Raw genomic sequence first — 16,442 nt, forward strand, 5'->3', positions numbered from 1 at the left:
TCGGCGATTGGAACATCCCGTGGCCACAATGGAAGAACGGCAACGCAGACACCTAGGCGCCCCCGCCTGGCTGGAGTTCGTCGACGCTCAGCACGTTCTTCCGACCATGCACGGCCGGGGCGAATCGCCCCGGGTTTGCTGGGGGCTCGTTTACTTGGTTCCAGCGACTGCCGGGACCGGGTTCTCACGGTAGCTGGTGACTGTGTGGGTCGACCAGTAGGTGGTCTCGTACTCGACGGGTGGGACGTGCCCGATCTCGCCGTGCAGGCGGCGGTGGTTGAACCAGTCGATGTACTCGGCGACGGCGATCTCGACCTCGCCGACACCGCCCCAGCCACCGCGAGGGCGCATGACTGGGTTACGGATACACTCGGCCTTGAACAACGAGTTGAACGCCTCGGCCATCGCATTGTCGTACGATTGACCGGCTAATCGTGGTCGAGCCTGCGGCAACGATCGGCCGATGGTTCATTGTCGATCTGGTTTGCGGCGTTGCCGTCGGAGTTGTTCGTCGTGCTGGGCGACGGTGCCGGCGAGGCTCTCGACGATCGTTCGCAGGTGCGCAACTTCGGTGGCGAGGCCGGTGAGTGTGCGGGCGTCGGTCTGTCGGGTGCGGTGTTCGTCGATGACGGCGCGCATTTCGGTGTTGCGGTAGAGGGTCGCGCGACCGATCTTGGTGCGGGCAGCGACTGCGGTGAAGGTGATGGGTTGGCCTGTGGCGGCGAGTTCGGCGCAGGTTCGTTCAACCTCGGCCAGCGCTTTGCTGCTCATGCGGTCTCGGTGCCGGCCTCGGCGATGAGGATGTCGAGGCGGGCGACGAGTTGTTGGTGGCGGCGGGCCTCGTCGACCCAGCCGCGGGACTGGGCATCCTCGGCGAGCTGTTGCGCATCAACGCGTTGCGCGGCAAGGACTCCGAGATGGGTTGCGTCGGTGTGGAAGCTGGGACAATGTTCACAGATGTTGGCATACGGGCAGGTTCCCTGGGCGGGTGCCCGCAGGCAGTAGCCGCCGGCCAGCCGCGATTTGATGGCCGGGGCCTGCTTCCAGTCGGATCCGGTGATGTCGGTGATCGGTAGTTGCGGTCGGTCGGCGGCGAGCGGGCCGATCTGGCTTTTGGCGAGGTCGAGGGCTCGTTCGTATTCGGTGCGGACGGTGGAGTCGAACAGGTGCGCGTAGCGCAGGCTCATCTGGGTGGAGACGTGTCCGAGCAGCGCCATGAGCGCTTGTAGGGAAACCCCGGCGTTGATCAGGGCGGTGGCATAGGTGTGGCGCAGTTGATGTGGGGTGATGTGGTCGAGCCCGGCGGTCGCTGCCGCCCGGTTGAGCTCAGCGCGTAGTGCGTTCTGGGAGAGTCGTTTTCCGTGGTGGGTGAACAAGAAGTCGGCGGGTGCTCCGGTGCGGGGGTGACGTAGTGGCCGGCCGTGAGTGCGGGTGGCGGTGATGCGGTCGACGAGGGTGAGGACTTCGTCGTCGATGGGTACCATGCGTTCGGAGTCGAGTTTGCCCAGTGGCACTTTCAGCCACGACCCTTGCCCCGGGATCTCGTGGATGCAGTCGAGTTCGAGGTCGAGCAGTTCCCCGATCCGCAACCCACACGCCCGCGCCAACAGCAGGGCGTCTGCGGCCAGACGATACGGCGAATCCGCCAGCGCTGCAGCAAGCTTGCGATCGGCATCTACGGGTAGATAGCGTGGCAGAAACCGTTGCGGGCGAGGCAGGTCGCTGCGGAAGATCAGCTTGCGCGCTGGCGCGTCATCCCATCCCCACTCGGTGATCTCGGCCAGGAAATGGCCGACCGCGTGCACGCGTCGGATGCGGTCGGCCACGGTGATGGGTGCACCGGTGACACTGTTGAGGGTGGTGGGCAACGACGCCAGATACGGCTCGATATGGCGTCGACGATCGAGGTGGGCCAGCGAGGTCAGATCGGGGTCGGTGACGGCCAGGAATCGGCCGAAGTGCGCGAGTCGGGTCGCGATGCTGCTGACGGTCTTCGGCGCGCAGGTGGCGTACTTGCGGTTGAGGTAGCCCACGAACGCCGGGCGCAGTGCTGTGGGCACCTCGGCCATCCGATCCTCGAGGCTGTGTGCGGTCGTCGCCGGTGGTGCTTCGGAGTCGAGGATGCCGAGATGGAACAGGATCTGGCGGGCACTGTGCAGGGTGCTGCGGTAGTGTTTCGCGCCGCGTCCGGTGTGTTCTTCGCGCAGTGTGCAAGCGTGCAGGAGGTCGGCGAGGTCGTCCTCGTACAGGTCGGTCAACGGGCGCTGGGACTGGATGAGCAACCGCGCGATGATTTGTGAGGCGATCGCCGATGCGACTCGGTCGGTGAATCCCAATTCCTTTGCCGCACTGACAAATCTCTGAAGGTCAGCGTTGAGTGGACTGACCGCGAGTTCCAGCCAGATACTGCTGAGTTTGCGGTACACCAGATAATCGTATCCGGGTGCCAGGCGCCCGCTGACCATCAAGAACGTGATGAACGGGCGGGTGGAGCAGTTTGCGGCCAGGCGTTTCTCGAGAGGTTCCTCGGCCCAGTCGGCGACCGTGGGCCAGCGCTTGAGGAAGGAGCGTGCCGCTTGGGTGTAGGCCGGGTTGCCGCGGCCACGCCGCCGCAGATGGGCGAGGTAGGCAGTCTGGACCTCTGCCGGTGTCTCAGGTCTGGGTGCGAAGTCGTGTGCGTGCTGCATCGAACTCTGCCTTGACATGTGTTGGGGTCAAATGGATATAGCGGGCTGTGGTATCGACGTGAGCGTGGCCGAGCAGCGCTTGCATCACCGCCAGATCGACTCCGGCTTCGGCCATCGCGGTGCCGAAGGTATGACGCAGTGCGTGTGGGTGGCCGGCGGCCACTCCGGATTTGAGGCGGTGGTAGCGGAAGATCGTGCGTAGTCCAGCCGCGGTCAACGGCTGACCCCGGTGCGGTCCCTTCGCCACCAGAAACAGACGGGTATTGGATGATTCGGGCCGCTCGGTCAGGACGTAGGTGTGAATCAGGCCGGCCACCTCGACATCGAGCGGCACCCGGCGTTCCTTGCCGCCCTTGCCGAGTACCCGTACCCAGCGGGCGCCGATATCGACATCGGTCACCTCCAGGGTGAGCAACTCGCACGAGCGTAACCCCGACAACAACATCAACCCGGCCAACGACCGGTCCCGCCAGGTGTGCAGGCTCGCCACCAGATCTGCGGTCTCACGACGATCCAGTGCCCGGGGTAGCCGACGCGGTTCGCGCAGCCGCAACGCTGACCGCCTCTTCGGCTTGACCAGATGGCCGAGCAGGGCGTTGCGTTCTTCGGCGGTGACGCGGCGTGCTTCACGCCCACTCGGGACCGGATTGACCAGGTCAGGATCGGTGATGCTGCGATAGGTGAACAAGCCCGTCAGCGCCGCGAGTCGATGATTGATCGTGGTCGGTGAGTACCGATCGAGCCGTTGCCCGGTCATCGACAACACATTTGCTGGACGACCCGGAATCGACGTCTCTCGGCAGAACCGCATGAAGTCGAGAAGCGTTGTCGTGGTTACTGATTCCAACGTGATATCGGACTCGTCGAGCCACCGGCAGAACGCCAGCAGGTCGTAGCCGTAGGCCCGTAACGTGCGCGCCGAGTAGTTTCGGTCGGCCAGATAGCCGAGGTAATCATTGACCACCACGTACCTTCCGGCATGGTCACCGGCCAACTGCCAGGCAACCTCAGTGCCAGATTCCAGATGCAGCAACTGCCGATCCGTCATGAGACAGGTGTAACGCCACCGTCAACCCCGGTCAAGTATCTTCCGTTGTCGGCGTGTCTGTTTCACCGTAGCCCCGGGCTCCGGATTAGCCGGTCAACAGGCAATCACCCTTGGAGCCAACAGAAGTCACTGCGTCTGCTTCGGCGAGACGTTCGGTGTAGCGGATGGCTCGATACTGCACTCCGCGGTCGGAGTGGTGAATCAGCCCGGCCACGCCCTGGCCGGCACGCGACCGCGCCCACAACCCCATATCCAAGGCGTCGAGCGCGAGGTCGGTGTGCATGGTGGTCGAGACCTGCCAGCCCACGACCATCCTTGAGAAGACGTCGAGGATGAACGCGGCATACACCCACCCCGAGTGTGTGCGGATGTAGGTCAGGTCCGCCACCCACAGCGCGTTGGGCGCCGCCGCGGTGAACTGCCGTTCGACACGATCGGCCGGCTGCGGAGTTTCGGCCCCCTCGCTGTGCGTGGTCTTCCGCGTCTTGGATCTCGTTATCCCCTGCAGCCCATCAGCTTTCATCAACCGCTCGACGGTGCACCGGGCCACGCCGATACCCTTTCTGCGTAGTTCGGCGTGGACTTTGCGGGCACCGTAGACGCCGAGATTGTCGGCATGCACGGTGCGGATCTCACCGAGGATCTCGCGGTCACGGACCACCCGTGGCGCCTCGACTCGTCGAGAGCTCAGATGGGCTCGGACTGTGGACGGAGCGATCTGGGCGGCCGTGTCGCGCAGGGCCGCGCAGATCGGATCGACTCCGTGTTCGTCGCGGAAAGCGGCGACGAACTCCACGATCAACGCTGTGGGCGGTCGATGAAAGTCGGCCCGGGGCGCGGTGAATGCCTTGCGGCATTTCCGTCTCCCCGGACCGCTTCCCGAACCCGGCGTGCACCTTTCAATGCACCGGGCTCTCCACGAGAGCCGTTGTGGCATCGGCGTTCACCGTGTCGACAGGTTCTGGCCAGGGTGAAGGGATCACCGAACCGCGGTAGCGGTATCGGGTGGTGCCGATCTTCTCCAGATCGATCAGTTCCCGTTCCTCCCCAGCGGGCCACCATCCGCCGCCGCAATAGCGGCGGCGGAGTTGCGTCCAAGTCGTTTTCGGGTGTTTGCGGCGTAACCATCTCCACACCGTCTGCCACAGGTAGTGGCTGATGTACGAGAAGACCGCCGAGGACACCCCGGCCCGGAAATACCCCGCCCATCCCCGCACACTCGCGTTCACGCGGCGTAACAGGACATCGAGCGGTTGGCCGACCCCGATCTGTCTGCACAACGTCTTGATCTTCCGGCACGCGGCCACCACGGCCTTCTTGGACGGATAGACATACACGTAGTGCCGGTTGGTTCCTCGTTTGCGATGTCGCTGGATGCGCCACCCGAGGAAATCCAACCCGTCGCCCGATGTGGGTGATCAGGGTTTTGTCCGGTGACAGACGCAGCCCCATCGTCGCCAGCACGGCGGCGATGTCCTCTCGGAACTGCTCGGCATCGGCCCTGGTGCCCCGAATCATCAGGCACCAGTCATCGGCGTAGCGGACGAGCTTGAAATTCGGCAGGCCGTGGCGCAGGCGTGCCGCCCGCTCGGCCTTGCCGGTATTCGGCCCGCCCGCGAGCCCGGCGATGTACTCGTCGAGCACCGACAAGGCGATATTCGCCAGCAGCGGTGAGAGAATCCCACCCTGCGGGGTACCGGCGGTGGTGTCTTCCAGCAACTTGTCCTCGGTGAGGATGCCCGCCTTCAGAAATGCCTTCACCACGGCCAGGACGCGTTTGTCGCCGACACGTCGACGCACCCGGCCCATCAGGGCCGTGTGGTCGATCTCGTCGAAACATGCCTTGATGTCTCCCTCAACAACCCACTCGTAACAGCGAGGTCGGGTCGCGAGGTACGCACCTCGGCCACCGCGTCATGAGCCCGGCGCTTCGGACGGAACCCGTAAGAACACGGCAGAAGATCCGCTTCGAAGATCGGCTCCAACACCAGCTTCAACGATGCCTGGACCACCCGGTCAGCGATCGTGGGGATACCCAGTCGGCGCAACTTACCGCCACTCTTGGGGATCATCCGCTCACGGACCGGCACCGGCCGGAAACTGCGGTCCTTCAGACCAGACCGCAATCCGTCAAGGAACTCCTCAACGCCCTGCACCTGCGCGACGCTGGACGCGGTACGCCCATCCACCCCAGCAGTTGCGGCACCCTTGTTCCCGCTCACCCGATTCCACGCCACCAACAGAAACGCGCGATCGGCAACAACATTGAACAGATCGTCGAACCTGCGATGCGGATCATCGCGTGCCCAACGATGCAGTTTGGTCTGGATCTTCAGTACCCGGCGTTCCGCCTGCACCAGCGCGGACTCCAGTTCGTCGGTATTCACCGTCGACCACTCCTCCTGACATTCCACTACTGCCACTGCGTCTTTCGCTGGTCCCCTTCGCCCTGTAGCCGTCTCTCACGGCCGCCGAGACGGGCACGTCACCACCCGCGACTACTACGAGACCTCTGCCCCAACCTGCACCTGTCAGCCGGACACGGGCCTTCCACCACGACGAGCCGGATGCTCGCCACGACGGGCCACACACAGGTCGGTTCCCACGTTCACCAGGAAATCGATCGGTCAGGGAGGCACCCAGCTTTACCCCGGCAGCATCGCCACGGCTACGCCGCAGACCTTCACCGTGGCCTCCTCACCGCCCGAAATACACGGCCTCGGAGACGAAACCCTCGGAGATAGAGGATGTCGAGCACTGCAGACCGGCCCAGATCCGCCAGGTTGGAGCCGGCTTCGCGGTTACGGGGCGTCCATCACTGGTTCGCTCACGCTGTACCTTCTGACCTTGCTCGACGAGCCCGCACCGTCTGGCAGTACCAGCACGACTCGCCTTTGTCGGGGCCGCTTGCCACCCTTCCCGGCGCTCCCCGGATCAGGCTGCCCCCAGCTTCATCAGGCCGCTGCGACGACCCAAAAGAGACGGTCTCTCACCACCTCTCGATATACCCAGCGCCTCGTGGCGCACATCTCCGCCGCAAAGAAAGCCGATGCCTGCTTCAAGATGGTGTTCGCCCGCCGCAACTCCCGGTTCTCCCGTTCCAGCTGCGCGATCCGCTCAGCCTCGCTGGTCGTGGTCCCCGGGCGGTCCCCGCCATCGATCTCGGCCTGCTTGACCCAGGTGCGAAGCGCCTCCGGGTGCACACCGAGTTGATCGCCGATCCGTTTGAGCGCCCCTGGTCGCGTGGCTGGGTCCTTGCGGGCCTCCACCGCCATCCGCGTCGCCCGCTCCTTCAGCTCAACGCTGTACTTCCGTGGTGCTGCCATGCTCTCCATCCTTCACAGATTCGAGAGCCTCCGACAAACCCGGGGCGGTTCACTTTGCCGTCCGGTGTCACGATCTCATCGGAGTCTGGGTAGGCCAGGTATCCGCACTGAGCTTCGAGGCCACCCGCCGTGTCTTCTACGTCAGTACTGATCGACTCGGCATCCGCCGCCGCACCCACCACGAGGGCGTGAGCGCCACGAGATGCGCCCACTTTCAAAGACGACGTTGTGCTGCCGCGACACCGAGCCCTACCGCGGCCCGCGTCGCTCCCGCACAATCACCCCGACTGCCTTGTGCGTCCGGTGTGCCCGACCTCCCGAGACGAGGTCGCCGGCCCCGACCGGTTGCGGTTTGTCTGCCGGCTGCGCCGTCACCTCATCGGAGCGGCTACGCCGCGCCCTGAGCCCTTCGGGCTGAGTTGGTTTGCGTTGCCCTGCCGCATTCTCTTACCTCCACTCGCGGCCCGCAAGGGCGTGAAAAACTAACCCGCCCTACGGGTTTGCAGGCCTACGGCCCGGATGACTTTTTCACTTCCTCCCTTGCAGCCCACTCCCTCCGGCAAAGAGATGGCCAGTGCAAACGCAAACCAGCACTCACAACGGGAGGGGTCACCATGACCAGCGCCACCACCACCGCCTACCAGCTGTGCAACAGCTGCGCGGTCGCCGTCGCCTACGGAGACATGACCGCCCTCAACACCGAGAGCACCGCCCAGGTCCTGGCGTTCATGGCCGATCACGGTTACCTGACCCAGGCCGACGACATCGACCCACCCGGCTACTGGCTCTGCGAATGCTGCGGAATCGACCAACTCGGCGCAGGCCGCACCTTCACCCACGACTAACCCGCACAACAACCCGAAAGGACCCACCGACATGAACGCCTGGATCGCCACCAAGGACCCCGCCAACGTCGACGCCGCCGCCGACCAGATCGCCCAGCACGAACCGAACCGCCTCACCGAGGCCGACGGCGACCGCGAATTCGCCGTGTGGATGTACGGAGTCGACCGAGCAATCCGCAGACGCACCAACGGATTCAGCCACCGCGACCTGCCCGATTTCGGCTGGAAAGACGCATACAACAACGACCTGTCCCCCGCCCTCGCCGCCGCCGACGCGATCGCCCACTGGGAAGAGATCGGCGACCTGTAAAAGAAGCTTCCGCGTCGCAATCCGGTACGCGGACAAAAGAAAACCCGGCCAGGGTCAAGCTGGCCGGGGTCTCACCCACCACAGTAAGGGAGAAACCCCATGACACACAACACCACCACCGAGACCGTCACCGCGACGGGCGAGCTGCGCCACCTCAACCCGGCCGATCTGGTCATCGACACCAACATTCGCACCGAGGCCGAGGCCACCCTGACCGCCGAGTTCGTCGATTCGATCCGCGACGGCGTGCGCCAACCCATCCTCGCTGTCGAGGTCGACGGCGAGGTCCGGGTGCGCGACGGGCAGCGCCGGACCCTGGCCGCGCGTAAGAACGCCCTTCCCACCGTTCCGGTCTACGTGGTCCCGGTCGCGACCGACGCCGACGACAAGGCCCTGACGGTGGATCGAATCGTGGAGCAGCTGGCCAGTTTCGAGCGCGAAGGCCTCCGCAACCGTGACCGCGTGGCCGCAATCGAACAACTCGCGCTTGCCGGGATGTCGGCGACGAAGATCGCCAAGGCCACTCGCACGAAGAAGAAGGACGTGGACGCCACCCTCGCGCTGGCGAAGTCCGAAACGACCCTGGATTTGATCGAGCGGGGCGCAGCGCTGACGTTGGAGCAGTCCGCGACCGTCGCGGCCTACGACCACGACCCCGAAGCGCAGCAATGGCTCCTTGACGCCGCCGCATCCGGTGTGTTTGAGCATCAGGCCAAACTGTTGGCCGACAACGCCGACCAGCGGGCCGAGGTACTGGCCCAGGTCGCGATCTACACCGCCGACGGCATCGAGACCGTCACCCGCGAACCCGACTACCGGCACACCCGCGCCCGTCTGGAACGCCTCGTCACCGCCGACGGCACGCCCGCACAGGTCGACGACGTGCCAACCGACCAGCGCCTCGCCTACGTGTGGGCCGACGTGACCGAATGGTGGACCGACGCCGAGGGCAACACCATCGACGAGGACCTGATCGACTGGGACCTCACAGAGGAGGACACCCCCGCCGACGCCCAGCCCGACGAGGGATTGCACGACCCTCGTGCCCTCACCCGCCACGAGAACCGGTCGATCGAAACCACCTGGTACGTCAACGAGTTCCGTGACCTCGGGATGAGCTTCCGCACCTACAGCGGCAGCACGGCGACCAGCTCGGCCACGACCACCCCCGCCGAGGAGGACCCCGCTGAGAAGGAGGCACGCAAGCAGGAACGCCGCCGGGTGCGGGTCCTCAACGCCGCCAGCCTCACCGCCCGCGAGGTGCGGATCGAGAAGCTGACCGCATGGCTGGCCCGCAAGACCCTGCCCAAGGGCAGCGCCCCGACGGTCGCGAAATTCATCGCGACCGCGATGCGCGCCCATCACGACATGTTCGGCGCGAACAGCAGCCAGGGCAACGCCGCCGAGATCGCGGCCACGATCCTCGGCGGCGACCCCGCCGAATTGATCGAGCAGGCCACCACCGCCGACCGCGCCCAGATCATCGGACTCGGCATCGCCCTGGCATCGCGGGAAGCGCACATGTGGAAAGACGCCTGGCGCAACGTCGGTGACCGCCACTACCTCGGCGGCAGCCAGGTCAGCGCCCGCGCTGGCTACCTGCACTTCCTCGTGGAGGTGACCGGCTACACCCTCTCCGACGTCGAGCAGGTCATCGCCGGTGACAAGCAGGCAGCCGACGTGCCACTCGACTAGACCAGCTGTGCGGTGGGCCGCGAACCTTCACGGTCGCGGCCCACCGCCCCCGGCCACGCTCACACCCGCCACCTCGAGGAAACATCGTGACCATCACCGGCGAACTGCTCCCCCGCTGCGCCCTCCCAGGCTGCGCCAACCCCACCGACACCCAAGGCCACCCCTGCGGACAGTGCCGCCGCGACTTCGGCCCCTTCCTGCGCCACAACCCCGGCGGCCAGCCGATGACCGCCGACGTCCAAACCGCCCGCGACCACGACGTCGCCCTGGCCTACCGCGCCCAGGAACAACTACGCATCGACGCCGCCGCCGAGCAACACCGCGCGATCCAGGCCGACGAACAGGAGAAGCCCGGACAAACCTGCTGGCTGTGCGAGGAACGCCGAAAGTGCGCCCTCATTAACGGGCAGTGGGAATGCCGAACCTGCCGCACGACCACCGGCTGACCGACCAGCCCGAGGGGCACAGCGGAGCGACCTGACGGCCGCACAGCATTGTCCCGGCCCGGTGGCTCCGCTGCGCTGCGCCCCCGACCCGGGGAGATTCCCAGTCAGGTGGGTGGTCACCTATTGCGCGCGCACGTCGACCAAGTGTGACCGACCGGGGGCCCGAACTGTCAACCCACACCAGGCGGCTATCGCCCGTTCTCCGCTACGCTCCGCCCGTGCGCTCCAACCACTTTCGGTAACCCGCACTCGCTGCGCTCGCAACCGAAAGTGGCTTCCGGCGCGCCTGCCTCTCCGGGGTTGACAGCCCACCCTCGTCCGGTCAGCACAGGTCTCTCGACGTCCGCCACACCGGCCGGACCACAACGAAGGGACCTCCTCATGGATTACATCGCTCACACCGTGGACACCGCCGCGGCCGTCGGCAGCCCCGCCGATCTGCTCTGGGCCGCCGCCGACCTCGTCGCCACCAACCCCGAGACCGCCGACCCCATCCACGACGCCGGCCTGCACCTCATCGCCGCCGGCCGAACCACGGCCCGCCGGGCCGGGGCAGCTCGCGAGCTCGCCACGATGATCGCCGAGAGCCGCCACCCCGACCTGGCCGCCACCATCATCGGCGACGACACCGACTGGGCCGCCTGGCAGCGGGTACTCACCGAGCCCTGGCCCATCCTCGCCGACGCCGCCGCCTTCGCCGCCAAGCTCGGCGGACTCGAGACCCAGATCACCCCGGGACGCTGGATCGCCTAACCCGGCAGCGGGCCCGGGTCGCCACCACGGCGGCCCCGGCTCGGCGTTTGTGCCGTCACGAGTTCTCGGTGTCCCCGCGCCTGCGAATGCGGCGCCGACCACGATCGGCCGCACGGCACACCCGCAACGGCTTGCGAACGCTCTCCACAAGATCGAAGGTGGTCCCGGTGCGTTCGGCCATGTGCCAGTCGATGTTCCACTCGCTGTCGAGCACCATCATGCGTCCCACCGCCCGGTCCTCGTCCCCGGACTGATACGCGTCCTCACACACCTGACACAGCGCCCACCAGGTACTCAGGGTGTGGCCCTTGCCGTACTTGCGGAACCTCGTCTTGTCCGGGTCCAAGTCGTGCAGCCACACCGGCCTCTCGCGACCGCAGAACGAGCACAACGGATACTCGTCGTCGTCGACGTCGAGCGATTCGTCAGCTGGGCTACCCACAACCGTCACGGTAACCGGCGCTCGCACCGACGGTGCTGCCTCTGGCGGCTGCGCCGCCACCTGATCGGAAGCGGCTACGCCGCCACCCAACCGCATCGGGGTTGCTTTGCTGACCCCCACCATTGTCTTACCTCTGGTCGGCACGGCGACAAGGGCCGCGAAAAACTGGCCCGCCCTACGGGTTTCAGACCTTCGGTCCGGGCAACTTTGTCGCTGTGAACACCCTTGCCCCGACCTCCCGCCGGCAAAGACATGGCAGGTGTCACGCAAAGCACCGGCCCGCCGAGGCCCACACCGCAGGGAGGCAACCACCATGGCCCGTACCGCCACCATTAGCCGCGAAGACCGAGCCGCCGCACGCCGCGAACTCGCCACGCAGCTGCACGCCACCATCACCGACAAAGTCGCCGCGCTCACCAACACCGGCGAGTGGGCCGCGTTCCTCGACTACGCCACCAAGTTCCACGCCTACAGCCTCAACAACCTGTTACTGATCATCGCCCAGCGCCCCGACGCCTCCCAGGTCGCCGGATACAACAAATGGCTCGAACTCGGACGCCACGTCCGCAAGGGAGAAAAGGCGATCCGGATCCGCGGTTTCAGTTCCCGCAAGATCACTGACACCGACCCCGAGACCGGCGACGACACCGAACGCAAGGTCGCCACCTACCCAATCCTGTCCGTGTTCGACATCGCCCAGACCGACCCCATCACCGAGGTCGCCGACTGGATGCGCAAAAAGAACCCCAAGGCCCGGGTCTGGGTCGACCTCGCCAGCCCCGCCCACACCCTCATCGGTGACGACCCCGCCGACATCTACAGCCGCACCGTCGACTACATCACCGCCCAGGGCTGGACCGTCAGCCGCGAACAGATCCCCGAGACCGGCACGAACGGCTACACCACCACCGACGGAACCCGCCGCATCGTCATCGCCGCCGACCTCACCGCCGCCCAGGCCGCCAAGACCGCGCTACACGAGACCGCCCACGCCCTCATGCACGCCGACATCGACACCGCCGACTACATCGCCCACCGCGGCCGCTGCGAAGTCGAAGCCGAATCCGTCGCCTACGTCGCCGCCGGAATGCTCGGAGTCGACACCAGCGATTACAGCATCGGCTACATCGCCGGATGGTCCGAAGGCAACACCGACATCATCGTCGACACCGCCGCCCGCGTCCTGGCCACCGCCCGCCAGATCGCCGCAGCACTCGACCCCGACACCCTCACCGACACCGAAGACGCCGCCTAAACCCAGCGTCGGGGCCGCCCGCTCGGCGGCCCCGGCCGGGAGGCACGACGGAGCGGCCTGGCGGCCGCACAGCATCACCACCGGGAGTCAAAGACCTACTCAGGGGGGTGGTCACCACAGCAGCGCGCACGTCGACCCAACACCGGGCGGACCACACAACGAAGGAGTCACCATGGCCTGGACCATCACCAACATCGACGTCACCCCGGCCGCCCGCGAGATCATCCGAGCCACCAACGTCCTCGACAGCGTCAGCGCCGACAACCTGCCGGCACTCATCGACATCGCCAACATGCTCGACCTCAAAATGAGCGACTGGGCACTCGGACTCGCCGAACTCCTCACCCACCGCCACGCCATCATCGTCGCCGACGACGACAACCGCGAATGCCTCATCCTCACCACCGCACCCATCTACGGCACGGCCTAGCCCGGGACGACGACCCCGGGCGCTTCGCGCCCGGGGTCGTCGTCCCCCTCTTCCTGCCTGTTCTCCGCCGCGATGTCCTCCCAATGCGCGAGGTGCTCACGCTCCAGGTCAGCAAACGCTGAGTTCCACACCCGCTTCCCATCCTCCGTCAGAACAAACGTGAACAGCTGCTCCTTAGCGACTGGCTCCCGCGGGACAATCACCTTCTCGAATATGCCCATATCCGCCAGTCTCTCGGCCAATTTGAGCCGATAGTCACCCGATGAAATAGACAATTCCCCGTCTCTTGAGACTTCTTGCAGTAACAGCCGTGGAAAATGCGCCTTAATCTCCGCCGTAGCGCGGTCGCTATTCAACGAAGACCGCTCACTTTTCAAGCTTGCGCGAACGGCCGCGAAGAGTCCGATCGACGAGACTAGAATCGTGGTCAGTCCAATGATCGCGGTGCCCCACGAATCAACCTGCTCCATCAGGCCGGTGGCGTACGCCGCAAGGGCTCCTACGCCGCCGATCACCGTGACAACAGTTTCGCTGCGTAGCTGCGCTAACCGTTCCCTTATACCCGCCCAGAGTCCTCGCTGATCGGCCGCCAGCCGACGGTCGAAGTCGACAAGCTCGCGAGCGATCGCGCCTTCCACGACGTTCTCTAAATCCAATCCAGCTGGCATGTTCTTGTGAATTTCTACGAGATTCTTTAGGCGCTCATGCGGTGTCTTTTTGGCATTTCGGGTCGCAACAATGGCGGTAATTGCGGCGATAACTAGAGGCGTCACAATGAAGCGAAGCCAATCTCCCCAGGTGAGCGGCATGTGGAGAGTATGACGAACACAGACCGCAACTACTAGTGCTGCCGCGACACCAAGCCCTCCCGGACCCGCGTCGCTCCCGCACAATCACCTCCCTGCCACGTGCGTCCGGTGTGGTCGCGTCGAGCCTGACTGCTGGCAGTACGACTGTGCGGCACCTCTTCGCTCTCGGCTGCGCCACCCTGACAGGACCGGGACTGCGTCCCGGAACCAGGAGTGTGCGGCTTCGCCGCACGGGCAGGGGTTTGTTGCCCCCTTCCATTCTCGTACCTCTGGTCGGCCCGGCGACAAGGGCCGCGAAAAACTAATCCGCCCTACGGGTTACAGGGCTGCGCCCCGGATGACTTTTTCGCTGTGAACACCCTTGCACCGACCTCCCGCCGGCGACGAGATGGCAGGTGTCAAACAAACCACCCGGCCGCAGGAGGAACCCACGATGGCACGCCCGACCCGCAACGGCACCCAGCGCGACGTCTTCACCAACACCAGCCGCACCCACCAGAACCGCCACACCATCCGCGCCGCCAAGCGCCAAGCCAACCGCCAGGACCGCGCCGCCGCCCGCCGCGACCTCCACACTCACCACTGACCAACCCCGCACACCCAAACGCGAAGGAGCACAACACCATGACCACCAGCCGCGCCGCACTGACCACCATCCCCACGACCCTCAGCGACGGCGCCCTCGCCCACATCATCGGCCGCGTCGACGCCTTCCCCGGACACCCCGGCCCCGGCACGCCGGTCGAACCACTCACCACCGGCACCAGTGAGCCGGTCACTGACCTCGACGCGCCGCTGTTCGCGCTCGTGTCGGTGACCTGGGCAACCGAGGTGACCACCGTCAACGCCCACACCGGCACGTCTCACACCAAGTACGTGCCCGGTCTGCTCGGCAGCCCGTCCGGCACCAGCTGGTACCTCGCCCCGGTCACCCCCGGTGAGCACGGTTTCACCCTCACCGGCCGCCACGCCGCCGGACACCGCACCGCCACCCTGCCCGACCTGGACGGCATCGACGCCCCCCGCCAGGTGAAAGTCCACGACTTCGCCCTGCACCGCTGACCACGCCCACCACACCCAACCACCGAGGAAAGGACTCCTAACCCCATGACCGAGATCACGATCACCCACACCGCCGCCGACGGCACCCTCGCCGACGGCATGGTTCGAGGCGATGGCACCTATGAAATCTTGAAAGCCAACGGGTTTCACTGGTTCCGCTCGCTCGGGCTGATGGGGATCCAGTCCAGCCGTGACCGCCAGCCCAACGAGTACAAGATCAACCGCGCCGCCCGCGCCCTCGACGAGGCCGGCCATACCGTCACCGTCGAGATTGACCGCACCCACCGCGACCCCGCCCAGGTCGAAGCCGACCGCGCCGCCCGTCAAGCCGACCGGGTCGCCGCACTCGAGAACAAGGCCGACCGCCGCGCCGCCGACGCCGAGGCTGCATGGACCGCCGAACAGCGCGCCACGGCCGCGCTGCCCCCGGGAGGCGAGCCGGTCAAGGTCGGCCATCACAGCGAGGGCCGGCACCGCCGCGCGATCGACTGCGCGCACAACGCGCTCGGTAAAGCCGTGGCCGCCGACCGCGAGGCCGACCATGCTGCCCAGCGCGCCGAAGCCGCCTCCCGCACCACCGAACTGCGCTACAACCCGGTCACCGTGGCGAACCGCATCGACAAGCTCGAAGCCGAGCAGCGCGCCGATCAACGCGCCCTCGATGGACACACCCGAACCCTGTTCACCGACGGCCGAGGCGTCAAACACGTGGAGAAGACCACCGCCGCGACCGGCGAATACCGCGAACGCCTCATCGCCCGCATGGCCGAACGCGCCGCGAACATCACCCACTGGAAAGGCGTTCGCGCCGCCCAGATCGCCGACGGCAAGACCGGCGACTGCAGCCCCGACACCATCACCGCCGGTGACCTCGTCAAGATCCGCCACCACGGATGGACGCCCGTGCTACGCACCAACAAGAAGACCGTCAGCGTTGAGACGCCGGCGCCGTTCGGCGGCCGCCTGATCCGCCACACCGTGCCCTACCCCGAAATCCAAGACCACCGCCCCCGCAGCGAGACCACCGACACCACCGAGGAGGCGGCCACGCCTGACTCGCGGCCGGACCCATCCCGCGCAGGCGGGGCGGGTCCGGTGCTTCGGGCATCGAACCCGAAACACCGCAGGGCGCTCCGCGCCCCCGCATACGAATTGCGTCAGCGGTGCCCTGGCTGGCGGTCTCAGTGAATTCGAGCTGTGGCCGTGTCCTAGATCGCGAGGTGCCAGCCGCCGATGCGCAAGGACGCACTCTTTACTGCAACCTCAGCCCCGGTGGTCAGCACTACGACTGGCAACTGCCCGGTCCAGCGATTACTGGGACCAATGCGCCGAGT

The 16,442-nt window shown here is 66.1% G+C and carries 18 protein-coding genes and 2 pseudogenes; 10 read left to right on the forward strand and 10 right to left on the reverse strand.

The annotated features are described in order from the left end of the window. Positions 1-150: 150 nt before the first annotated feature. From ABLE94_RS20625 to ABLE94_RS20665, 8 genes and pseudogenes are all read right to left on the reverse strand, one after another. On the reverse strand, positions 151-453 hold the full coding sequence (locus tag ABLE94_RS20625; RefSeq protein ID WP_348809724.1) for an integrase core domain-containing protein: 303 nt from the start codon (positions 451-453) through the stop codon (positions 151-153). A gap of 15 nt (positions 454-468) precedes the next feature. Continuing rightward, complete coding sequence (locus ABLE94_RS20630) at positions 469-771, reverse strand: DUF6262 family protein (RefSeq protein ID WP_240862873.1); 303 nt, start codon at positions 769-771, stop codon at positions 469-471. After that, positions 768-2,687: a tyrosine-type recombinase/integrase gene (locus ABLE94_RS20635; protein ID WP_348807655.1), complete on the reverse strand. Its 1,920-nt coding sequence runs from the start codon at positions 2,685-2,687 to the stop codon at positions 768-770. Before ABLE94_RS20635 ends, ABLE94_RS20630 begins: the two co-directional genes overlap by 4 nt. Further along, positions 2,653-3,735: a tyrosine-type recombinase/integrase gene (locus tag ABLE94_RS20640; protein WP_240862866.1), complete on the reverse strand. Its 1,083-nt coding sequence runs from the start codon at positions 3,733-3,735 to the stop codon at positions 2,653-2,655. The genes ABLE94_RS20635 and ABLE94_RS20640 overlap by 35 nt, the downstream gene beginning before the upstream one ends. Positions 3,736-3,820: 85 nt before the next feature. Further along, the gene (locus ABLE94_RS20645) at positions 3,821-4,531 is read right to left on the reverse strand and encodes an IS3 family transposase (RefSeq protein ID WP_348807645.1); all 711 of its coding nucleotides are present in this window, start codon (positions 4,529-4,531) and stop codon (positions 3,821-3,823) included. A gap of 103 nt (positions 4,532-4,634) precedes the next feature. After that, positions 4,635-5,072, reverse strand: a complete 438-nt coding sequence (locus ABLE94_RS26530; protein WP_348809752.1) for a group II intron maturase-specific domain-containing protein — start codon at positions 5,070-5,072, stop codon at positions 4,635-4,637. Positions 5,073-5,205: 133 nt separating this feature from the next. Next, positions 5,206-5,930 (reverse strand): annotated as a pseudogene (locus ABLE94_RS26535) (reverse transcriptase domain-containing protein); the annotation flags it as partial. An 837-nt stretch (positions 5,931-6,767) separates the two neighbouring features. After that, a pseudogene (locus ABLE94_RS20665) lies at positions 6,768-7,070 on the reverse strand (transposase); the annotation flags it as partial. Between the two features lie 605 nt (positions 7,071-7,675). Between ABLE94_RS20665 and ABLE94_RS20670 the strand changes: the two are divergent. From ABLE94_RS20670 to ABLE94_RS20690, 5 genes are all read left to right on the forward strand, one after another. Then, positions 7,676-7,906, forward strand: coding sequence for a hypothetical protein (locus ABLE94_RS20670; RefSeq protein WP_068970854.1), 231 nt, complete (start codon positions 7,676-7,678; stop codon positions 7,904-7,906). A 31-nt stretch (positions 7,907-7,937) separates the two neighbouring features. Next, the gene (locus tag ABLE94_RS20675; protein WP_068970855.1) at positions 7,938-8,216 is read left to right on the forward strand and encodes a hypothetical protein; all 279 of its coding nucleotides are present in this window, start codon (positions 7,938-7,940) and stop codon (positions 8,214-8,216) included. Between the two features lie 99 nt (positions 8,217-8,315). Next, on the forward strand, positions 8,316-9,911 hold the full coding sequence (locus tag ABLE94_RS20680) for a ParB/Srx family N-terminal domain-containing protein (protein WP_182155036.1): 1,596 nt from the start codon (positions 8,316-8,318) through the stop codon (positions 9,909-9,911). A gap of 86 nt (positions 9,912-9,997) precedes the next feature. Further along, positions 9,998-10,357: a hypothetical protein gene (locus ABLE94_RS20685; RefSeq protein ID WP_182155034.1), complete on the forward strand. Its 360-nt coding sequence runs from the start codon at positions 9,998-10,000 to the stop codon at positions 10,355-10,357. A gap of 381 nt (positions 10,358-10,738) precedes the next feature. Beyond that, positions 10,739-11,110, forward strand: coding sequence for a hypothetical protein (locus ABLE94_RS20690; RefSeq protein WP_348807642.1), 372 nt, complete (start codon positions 10,739-10,741; stop codon positions 11,108-11,110). A 55-nt stretch (positions 11,111-11,165) separates the two neighbouring features. Here the strand turns inward: ABLE94_RS20690 and ABLE94_RS20695 are convergent, their stop codons facing one another. Next, positions 11,166-11,552, reverse strand: a complete 387-nt coding sequence (locus ABLE94_RS20695; RefSeq protein ID WP_348807641.1) for a hypothetical protein — start codon at positions 11,550-11,552, stop codon at positions 11,166-11,168. 313 nt (positions 11,553-11,865) lie between these two features. On the opposite strand from ABLE94_RS20695, the gene ABLE94_RS20700 reads away from it, so the two are divergent. Next, positions 11,866-12,807, forward strand: coding sequence for an ArdC-like ssDNA-binding domain-containing protein (locus tag ABLE94_RS20700; protein WP_348809725.1), 942 nt, complete (start codon positions 11,866-11,868; stop codon positions 12,805-12,807). A 172-nt stretch (positions 12,808-12,979) separates the two neighbouring features. After that, a complete protein-coding gene (locus ABLE94_RS20705; RefSeq protein ID WP_348806908.1) occupies positions 12,980-13,237 on the forward strand; it encodes a hypothetical protein in 258 nt (85 codons plus the stop codon). Here ABLE94_RS20705 and ABLE94_RS20710 read toward each other — a convergent pair. After that, complete coding sequence (locus ABLE94_RS20710; RefSeq protein ID WP_348806907.1) at positions 13,234-14,046, reverse strand: hypothetical protein; 813 nt, start codon at positions 14,044-14,046, stop codon at positions 13,234-13,236. The two genes, ABLE94_RS20705 and ABLE94_RS20710, sit on opposite strands and share 4 nt — an antisense overlap. Positions 14,047-14,479: 433 nt before the next feature. Between ABLE94_RS20710 and ABLE94_RS20715 the strand changes: the two genes are divergently transcribed. From ABLE94_RS20715 to ABLE94_RS20725, 3 genes are read left to right on the forward strand one after another with little or no spacing between them, the layout of a single operon-like run. Beyond that, entirely contained in the window at positions 14,480-14,632 is a 153-nt protein-coding gene (locus ABLE94_RS20715; RefSeq protein ID WP_348806906.1) for a hypothetical protein, read from the forward strand. Between the two features lie 38 nt (positions 14,633-14,670). Then, positions 14,671-15,108 (forward strand): hypothetical protein, encoded by a 438-nt coding sequence (locus ABLE94_RS20720; RefSeq protein ID WP_348806905.1) that lies wholly within the window; start codon positions 14,671-14,673, stop codon positions 15,106-15,108. 45 nt (positions 15,109-15,153) lie between these two features. After that, complete coding sequence (locus ABLE94_RS20725; protein ID WP_348806904.1) at positions 15,154-16,296, forward strand: DUF3560 domain-containing protein; 1,143 nt, start codon at positions 15,154-15,156, stop codon at positions 16,294-16,296. The last annotated feature ends 146 nt before the right edge of the window (positions 16,297-16,442 follow it).

Origin of the sequence: Gordonia sp. VNK1 (assembly GCF_040049135.1) — a bacterium.
Lineage (GTDB): Bacteria > Actinomycetota > Actinomycetes > Mycobacteriales > Mycobacteriaceae > Gordonia > Gordonia oleivorans.